Below are 7,657 nucleotides of genomic sequence, written 5' to 3'. Positions count from 1 at the left end.
TGCCGCGCCCCGCGTCTCGGTCACTGTGACCATGGTGTCGCCTCTCGATGTCAAGACGACGGCGGAGTGCACGATTGCGCGTGCACTCCGCCGTCGATCATCCGATGATGCCTTCTCGCCCGGTCACTCCGCGACCGGGAGGCCGAGGTCCTTCAGAGAGGCCACTGCCGTGTCCTGCGCCGTGGTGAAGATGTCGGCGACCGTCGCGGTGCCGGCCACGGCTGCCGCTGCGGTCTCGTTCATCTTCGACAGCGTCGAGAAGCCCGGCGCGTAGGGGAAGTCGGGGTTGAGGTTCTCGGTGGCGGTGCCGAGCTCGGCGAGCACGTCCTGTCCGCCGAACTGGCGCAGCATCTTCTCGGGGGTCTCCACGTCGCCCTTCGCGGCCACGACGAGGCCCTGCGACGCGAGGTCGTCGACCTGGGTGTTGAACCAGTCGTTGAACTCCATCGCCTCGGCGGGGTGCTCGCAGCCCTTCATGACCGAGACACCGGAACCGCCGTCGGGGCCGCTCATGGCGCCGGCACCGAAGTCGGGGAGCTGGGCGACGCGCCACTGTCCTTCTGCCGGGGTGCCGTCGAGCGAGTCGAGGAGGAATCCGGCCTCCCATGCCGCGCCGACGTGGCCGATGAGGCTGCCGTCGTTGAGGGCGGCCGTGAAGCCTTCGCCCCAGCGCTCGGTCGCGAGGGTCTGCTTGCCGTCGAGCAGGCCCTGCCAGAACGCGGCGACGCGCTCGGAGCCCGCACCCTCGGCGTCGACCTTCCACTCGTCGCCGGCGGTGCTGAACCAGGTGTCGCCTGCCGCAGCCGACTGGGCGGCGAGCCAGTTCTGCGCCTCATCGGGGGTGAACGCCGTGACGTACTTGCCGGCAGCCGCTGCCGTGGCGGAGTCCGCCGTCAGGTCGTCGAGCGTCTTCGGGGCATCGAGCCCGAGCGCCTGGAACTCGGCCTCGTTGTAGAAGTACACGAGAGGTCCGGTGTCCTGGGGGAGGCCGACGATGGCGTCGCCGACCTTCATGCCGCTGAAGGCTCCGGCCGAGAAGTCGTCCTCGTACTTCTTGGCCTCGTCCGCCACGTCCTGCAGCAGACCCTTGACGAACAGCTGCGGCACCTCGGAGTATCCCGTCTGCGCGAGGCAGGGTCCGTTGCCCGCCTTGACGTCGGTCTCGAGCTTGAGGATCATGTCACTCGACTTGCCGTCGAACTTCGTCGCCTTGACCTGGATGTCGGGGTGCTCGGCGTTCCAGCGATCGACGATCTCGGACGTCGGGGTCATGCCCTCTCCATCGGGAAGACGGTGCAGGTACTCGATCGTGACGGGTTCGCCGCCGGCGCCGTCGTCTCCGGAATCACCGGATGAGCAGGCTGCGAGGCCGAAGGCCGACACCGCGCCGACGGCGACGATCGCGGCGGTGCGGGTGAAGCGAGGGGTGATTGCCATGCTGTTCTCCTCTTTGAGGTCATGTTCCTGCGGATCGCCCTGGGCGGGGATTGGCGTCGTGGCGCCGTCGATCACATGCACATCAAATCAGAAAATGTTTGCGCTCACAAGCCTGAGATGATGACCTCTCGGCCGAAAAGGCGATACGGAAAGGGAGCGCTGACATCGAGCAACCCGCCCGTTCGAGCGTGGCGCTCAGCGGGCGAGGAGCTCGTCGCCGACGTGGACGACGCCACCGTGCTGAGCGCCGTCGTCATCCGCGGCCGGCCAGCCGGGGAGAAGCAGCCGTCCGAGGGTCGGCTCCTGTTGGCCGAACGCTCCGGTGAGGGTGGTGAGGACCTTCGCGTCCCGCCGGCCGTCGTCGGGGTTCGCGTGGGTCGCCAGGCAGCGCACGATGGGGCCGGCGGCGCGGAAGCACAGCTCCCCGATGCGCACGTCGTCCGTCCACTCGAGTTCGCTCCACGGGTCGGCGTCATCGATCACGATGTTCGAACGGAATCGCCGATCGTCGATGCTCATCCCGAGCGCCTCGCCCAGTGCGCGGATGCTGCCCCGGCTGTGCACCGAGACGTAGCCGCGCGAGCGGTCCTGGAAGCGGGACGTCTCGCCGTCGCCGACGAGCACGATCGGAAGGCGGCCCGGCCGTCGGAGGCGGCGACCCTCGGGGGTGGCGAGGACGAAGTCGGTGACGGCATCCGCGATCTCCCGGCGCCCCTCCTCGTCGATGCCTGCGTCGACGAGTGTCGCACCGGCGTGAACGATACGGATGCGGCGGCTCCCGTCGTCGTAACTCGTGCGCAGAGCGGCGAGCGCGGGGAAATCCTGGAGGGCGAGCCCCTTGGCTTTGGGCCAATAGTCGAAACCGTCGCGGTCCTCCGGCTCGGTCGCGTCTGCGAACCGGAACGCGAGCACGCGATCGCCGCCGACTCTGCCGTCGGACTGCACCGTCAGGGATTCACGTCGTTCGGGCGTGAGGCCCTTGATCGGGTGACGGTAGAGGGCGACGACGCGAGGCATGAGGAGATCCTCTCAGCTGCCGGCCCCGGAGCACGAAGAAACACCCGCACGTCGTGCGGGTGTCACGAACAGAGGGGCGGTCAGGCCTTCTCTAGTTCGTCCTCATCTTCGTCGGCGTAGTCATCTGCCCACTTGTCGACATATGCGTCTTCGTCTGTCGGATGACCCAGCTCGCGCTCGAGCGCGGAGTAGTTCACCGACGGACTGTACGCCTTGAGTTCGCGGGCGATCTTTGTGTGCTTCGCCTTCTGACGGCCACGGCCCATGCGCGAGACCCCCTCACGAGTTAAGCGGCGGGGTTCGAGGCCCGCGGCATTTTTCACGACACCGGATCAAAGCCGGTAAGAGTAGCATTCAGAATAGCACGCGGGTAAGCCCCTCTGGCTGACGCCAGGCTGCTGAAGGGAACGATCTTCATGACCGACGACACCTCCACTCCCTCCGACGAGGCCGCACAGAACGCGGCGCTGCAGAAAGCCGTCATCGTCGGCATGCAGGTGGACCAGGACCGACACGTCATCGACGAGGCCGTGCGCTATGCGCGGTTGCTCGGTGCGCCGCTGGTGGTCGCGCATGTCGACGTCACTCGATTCGTCACGTACGAGGACCCGGACGGCTACGTGCATTCGGCTCCGATCGACATCAACTTCGATGCCGGTGCTGCGGAGTTCGAGGCGGTCGAGGCGGCGGCCGCGGGCATGCTCGCTGGCACGGACATCACGTGGACGGCGCGGCAGCTGGTGGGAGACCCCGCGCTGGCGATCAAGCAGCTCGCGAACAAGCTCGACGCCCAGCTGATCGTCGTGGGCACTCGCAAGCGCGGCATCGGCGAGTCCATCAGGGAGTTCTTCACCGGGTCGGTCGCCGCTCGTCTGGCCCATCGTCAGCATCGCTCCGTCCTCGTGGTGCCGCTCGGGGAGTCGGTGCCGGACGAGCAGAAGGAGATCTGGCCGGAGAAGTAGTCCGTCCGACCGCACAGAGAACCAGAAAGAAGGTGTCGGCATCCGCGATGGATGCCGACACCTTCTGCGTGGTCGGGCGGGTTCCGTGTGGTCGGGCGGGTTCCGTCTGATCGGGGACTCGGGTCCCGGAGGGTCAGGACCCGGAGCTGTTCAGGAACCGGAGCCGCTCAGTGCGACCGTCACGCCTCGGGCTGCGGTATCCAGGGCTTCCTCGAGCTCGGTGACGATCGACGGGGACAGCGTGCCGCCTTTGGCGATGTGGGTGCGAAGGTCGGTGCGCACCCTGGCCCGGAAGGCGTTGATCACGGCATCCGCACGGTGCATCTCCTCGCGGCTCACGAGACGGGAGTCGTCGGTGGCCGTGCGTGGACGGTTCTTCGCCGCGCTCCGCTCGTCCTTCTCCGCCGCTGCCAGATCTGCGCGGAGGCTCTTCATCGCATCCTTGACGCTCTGCCGCACCTCGCTCGCGATCAGTCGTACCGAGTCGGTGAGTCCCGCCTCGATGCCGGCGAGGTCGCCCTCGCGCGAGGCGAGCTCGGCCCGACCGGCTTCGGTGATGGAGTAGATGGTGGTTCGGCCGTCGACGGTCTTGGAGACCAGGCCCTCCTCCTCGAGCTTCGCGAGTCGCGGGTAGATGGTGCCGGCGCTCGGCGTGTAGGTGCCACCGGTGCGATCGGTGAGCGACTGGATGATGCCGTAACCGTGCTGGGGCGCCTCGGCGAGGAGCGACAGCAGATACAGGCGCAGGTCGCCGTGGGAGAAGACCGCGGGGCTCATGCTTCCCACTCCGGGTCGTCGGCGATCGAAGCGGGGGAGCGGCGGAGCACGGTCACTCCACCGGAGACGGAGTTCGCGCGCAGGTCGACGAAGCGCCCCGCGAGTTCCCCGGTGGTGCCGGTGTAGTTGCTGGGGCCCGAGGTGCTGCGCTCGACGCCGTCGATCAGCAGGCGTCCGCTCAGCGACCGGATCACGTAGTTCGCGGCGAGAGACTCGTCCAGACGCACGGTGGTCCCGCCCGAGACCGAGTTGACGGTGATGGTGTTCACGTCTCCTGCGGCATCGACCAGCGTGGAGCCGGAGACGATGTCGACCGTTGCCCGGCGCACGACGCCCGTGACGGCCACGTCGCCCGAGACGCTGTTCGCGCTGATCGAGCCGGTGAGTCCGCGCACCTGCACATCGCCCGAGACGGAGTTCACGGTGAGGTCGCCGATCAGGGTGTCGACGATGATGTCGCCGGACACCGTGTTGAGGCGGGCGTCGTTGCGGAGTCCCGACACCAGGGCGCCGGCGCTGACGACACCGAGGTTCAGGGCGATCGCGCGGGGGACGGCGACGCTCACCTCGGCGCGGGGGCCGCCCGAGCCGAAGTTGCGGAACACCTCGAGGAAGTTGTCCCATCCCAGCTGCGGGTGGTCGATCTCGACCTCGCCGTCGTGGGACTCGATGCGCAGGTCTTTGGTGGTGACGCCGTGCACCTCGATGCGGATGCCCGGTTCGTCGTGGGCGATGATGTCGACCTGTCCGCCGACGAGGCCCACTTTGAGGCGGGTGACGGATTCGATGTCGATGACACGTTCCTCGCCGGGGGCGATGAGCCACTTCTCGGTCATGTCTGCTTCTCCTGGGTTGGGGTCACGATATATCGTGTGTCGCCACGATAACACGATATATCTCGTCCTTGTCAAGGGCACTCACCGCTCCCGTCGCGATATGACACCCTGCCGCGCATTTTCAGCTGACATATCGCGACCGGAGCGTGGTTGACCTTGACGCTGCGTCAACTTCTAGAGTCGAGGTGTTGGGCAGAGTCGAGGGTGTCGAGCGAGGAACGGAGGGGCGATGGAGAACGGAGGGGCGATGGAGAAGGACGACTGGTCTATCCAGGAGATCGCGCGGCTGGCGGGTACGACGAGTCGCACGCTCCGGCACTACGACGAGGTCGGGCTGCTGCCGCCGTCGCGCATCGCGTCCAACGGCTATCGGCACTACGACAGGAACGCCCTCGTGCGTCTGCAGCGCATCCTGCTGCTGCGGGAGCTCGGACTCGGGCTGCCGCAGGTCGCGGAGGTGCTGGGATCGGCATCCAGCGCGGACGCCGGGGCGGTCGAGGCCTCGGCGCTCGAGACCCATCTCGCGCTGCTGCGCGACGAACAGACCAGGCTGGCGCGACAGATCGCGTCGGTCGAATCCACCATCACGGCATTGAGAGGAGGTGAGAACCTCATGGCAGAGAACATGTTCGACGGTTTCGACCATACGAAGTACAAGGACGAGGTCGAGGAACGCTGGGGGAAGAAGGCATACGCCGACAGCGACAGCTGGTGGCGCGGTATGACCGACTCCGAACGCGGCGAGTGGCAGAAGCGCGTGTCCGACCTCGGACGCGACTGGATCGCGGCGGCGGAGAGCGGCATCGATCCGTCTTCCCGCGAAGCCCAGGAGATCGCGCGACGCCACGTGGAGTGGCTCACGGGCATCCCCGGCACTCCTGCGGCCGCGGCCGGAGGAGACGTCAAGGCGTACGTGATCGGCCTCGGCGAGATGTACGTCGCGGATCCGCGCTTCGGCGCGAACTATGCGACATCGTCCGGCGGCACGCACGGCGCGGAGTTCGTACGCGACGCCCTTCGCATCTACGCGGACGGCAACCTCTGAGTCGCCCCCTCCGGTCGCGATATGCCAGCCTCAGCCACGGTTTCGGCTGTCATATCGCGACCGGAAGTGCGTCGGGCCCGTACCGAACGGGCGCGCGGGGCGCAAGGGGGCGATCGCAGAGCAGCCCCGGGCGTAGGGTCGGGGCATGGCTCACGGACCCCGGCGCACGAATGCGGCGCCGCTGTTCGTCGCCGCGGCAACGGCGTACGGAGCGAACTGCGCTCTCGGCACGGCCGTCGCGGCGCGGGTCGTCGACACACGGAACTTCCGGTGGCTGCACCACCTGCTGTACATCGCCACGTGCCTCACGACCGGTCTGGCGCTGAGCGCAGCACTGTGGGGCCGCCCGCGCGGACAGAGTCGTCGCGCCGCACTCGCGTTGCTCCCCGTCGCCGCGCCGCTTGCGGCGATCCCGTATCTCGGCACGCACGGCCGACGGCACCCGGTGGTCGCCCTCACGGCCGCTCCCTTCATCATCGCGGGGCTGCTGCTCTCGCGGTCCACCGCCGACCGGAAGTGAAACGCATGGAGCTGCTCGACGCCATCCGCCGCCGTAAGACCACGAACGGCGCGTTCCTGCCCGACCCGGTCTCCGAAGAGCATCAGCGCATCCTTCTCGAGGCGGCGGGGCGTGCGCCGTCGCAGCTGAACAGTCAGCCCTGGCGGTTCGTCGTGATCGAGAGCCGAGACACGATCGAGCAGATCGCCCGCATCTCCGGCGAGAGCATGACCGAGGCGATGTCGAACGGCACCTTCTTCGAGCGCTACAAGCCGTACTTCCGCTTCAGTCAGGCCGAGATGGAGGAGAAGCGCAGCGGCATGCTGTTCGACAAGCTGCCCGCAGCGCTCCGACCGTTCACGAGCCAGGTGTTCACCAAGCGCGGCCAGACGCTGATGAACACGTTCGGAGTGCCGAAGACCCTCGGAGCCGAGAACCGGAAGCTCGTCGCGGGATCACCACTGCTGCTGGGCGTCATGCTCGATCGCAGCGAGTACCGACCGGGACAGCTGTCGTCGTTCTACTCGGTGTTCAGCATGGGCGCGGCGATGGAGAACGTGTGGCTCACGACAGTCGAGCTCGGCATGGGCATCCAGTTCATCTCGTTCCCGATGGAGGTGCCGGGGCGTTGGGACGAGATCGTCGAGCTGCTGCGCGTGCCCGACGACCTCGAGCTCATGGCCGTCTACCGGCTGGGCTACCTGCCGCCGGAGCAGCGTCGTCCTGCGATCGACTGGTCGAGCAGCCAGCGCAAACTCGTGTCGCAGTACGTGTTCCGCGAGAACGGCGAGACGCCGCAGCAGGGGTGGGACGGCCCGCCCCCTTCGGCCGACGTCACTCCGGGTCCGCCGACGACAGCGGGGTGAGGTCGCGGAGCGCCGGACCCTCGATGCGCGTCCCGTCCGGGGCGAAGCGCGATGCGTGCAGGGGGCAGTCCCAGGTGCAGTCCGCGTCGTTCCAGCTGAGGACTCCGCCGAGGTGCGTGCACACGGCGCCCACCGCCCGGGTCACGCCGTCGACGGTGGAGACCGCGACCGGACGCCCCGCGCGATTCGCGACCACCCCTTCGCCCTCCGCGGGCTGA

10 protein-coding genes are annotated in these 7,657 nt (G+C 67.9%); 4 read left to right on the top strand and 6 right to left on the bottom strand.

From position 1 onward, the window contains the following. Positions 1-123: 123 nt before the first annotated feature. From DSP71_RS09870 to DSP71_RS09860, 3 genes are all read right to left on the bottom strand, one after another. Complete coding sequence (locus tag DSP71_RS09870) at positions 124-1,437, bottom strand: ABC transporter substrate-binding protein (RefSeq protein WP_046746513.1); 1,314 nt, start codon at positions 1,435-1,437, stop codon at positions 124-126. 195 nt (positions 1,438-1,632) lie between these two features. Then, positions 1,633-2,454 (bottom strand): MOSC domain-containing protein, encoded by an 822-nt coding sequence (locus DSP71_RS09865; protein WP_113680994.1) that lies wholly within the window; start codon positions 2,452-2,454, stop codon positions 1,633-1,635. Between the two features lie 80 nt (positions 2,455-2,534). Next, positions 2,535-2,720 (bottom strand): DUF3073 domain-containing protein, encoded by a 186-nt coding sequence (locus tag DSP71_RS09860; protein WP_029259537.1) that lies wholly within the window; start codon positions 2,718-2,720, stop codon positions 2,535-2,537. A 150-nt stretch (positions 2,721-2,870) separates the two neighbouring features. Here DSP71_RS09860 and DSP71_RS09855 point away from each other — a divergent pair, with 150 nt between their 5' ends. Beyond that, entirely contained in the window at positions 2,871-3,416 is a 546-nt protein-coding gene (locus DSP71_RS09855; RefSeq protein WP_046746511.1) for a universal stress protein, read from the top strand. A gap of 150 nt (positions 3,417-3,566) precedes the next feature. On the opposite strand, the gene DSP71_RS09850 is transcribed toward DSP71_RS09855, so the two are convergent. Both DSP71_RS09850 and DSP71_RS09845 read right to left on the bottom strand, forming a co-directional pair. Then, complete coding sequence (locus DSP71_RS09850; protein ID WP_046746510.1) at positions 3,567-4,193, bottom strand: PadR family transcriptional regulator; 627 nt, start codon at positions 4,191-4,193, stop codon at positions 3,567-3,569. After that, positions 4,190-5,029: a DUF4097 family beta strand repeat-containing protein gene (locus DSP71_RS09845; RefSeq protein WP_113680993.1), complete on the bottom strand. Its 840-nt coding sequence runs from the start codon at positions 5,027-5,029 to the stop codon at positions 4,190-4,192. Before DSP71_RS09845 ends, DSP71_RS09850 begins: the two co-directional genes overlap by 4 nt. A gap of 229 nt (positions 5,030-5,258) precedes the next feature. Here DSP71_RS09845 and DSP71_RS09840 point away from each other — a divergent pair, with 229 nt between their 5' ends. The 3 genes from DSP71_RS09840 to DSP71_RS09830 all read left to right on the top strand — a co-directional run bounded on the left by DSP71_RS09840 (position 5,259) and on the right by DSP71_RS09830 (position 7,439). Beyond that, positions 5,259-6,074 (top strand): MerR family transcriptional regulator, encoded by an 816-nt coding sequence (locus DSP71_RS09840; protein ID WP_257022233.1) that lies wholly within the window; start codon positions 5,259-5,261, stop codon positions 6,072-6,074. A gap of 145 nt (positions 6,075-6,219) precedes the next feature. Continuing rightward, positions 6,220-6,594 carry a hypothetical protein gene (locus DSP71_RS09835; RefSeq protein WP_046746508.1) on the top strand — a complete coding sequence of 125 codons (375 nt, stop codon included), beginning with the start codon at positions 6,220-6,222 and terminating at the stop codon, positions 6,592-6,594. 5 nt (positions 6,595-6,599) lie between these two features. Then, on the top strand, positions 6,600-7,439 hold the full coding sequence (locus DSP71_RS09830) for a nitroreductase family protein (protein WP_113680992.1): 840 nt from the start codon (positions 6,600-6,602) through the stop codon (positions 7,437-7,439). On the opposite strand, the gene DSP71_RS09825 is transcribed toward DSP71_RS09830, so the two are convergent. Next, on the bottom strand, positions 7,408-7,657 hold a 250-nt coding region (locus DSP71_RS09825; protein WP_147251277.1), incomplete at its 5' end, for a Rieske 2Fe-2S domain-containing protein. The genes DSP71_RS09830 and DSP71_RS09825 overlap by 32 nt on opposite strands.

The sequence above is a fragment of the Microbacterium sp. H6 genome (assembly GCF_003314775.1).
GTDB classification, from domain to species: domain Bacteria; phylum Actinomycetota; class Actinomycetes; order Actinomycetales; family Microbacteriaceae; genus Microbacterium; species Microbacterium oxydans.
The sequence above is the reverse complement of the archived record's forward strand: the minus strand, read 5'-3'. Positions and strand labels throughout refer to the sequence as shown.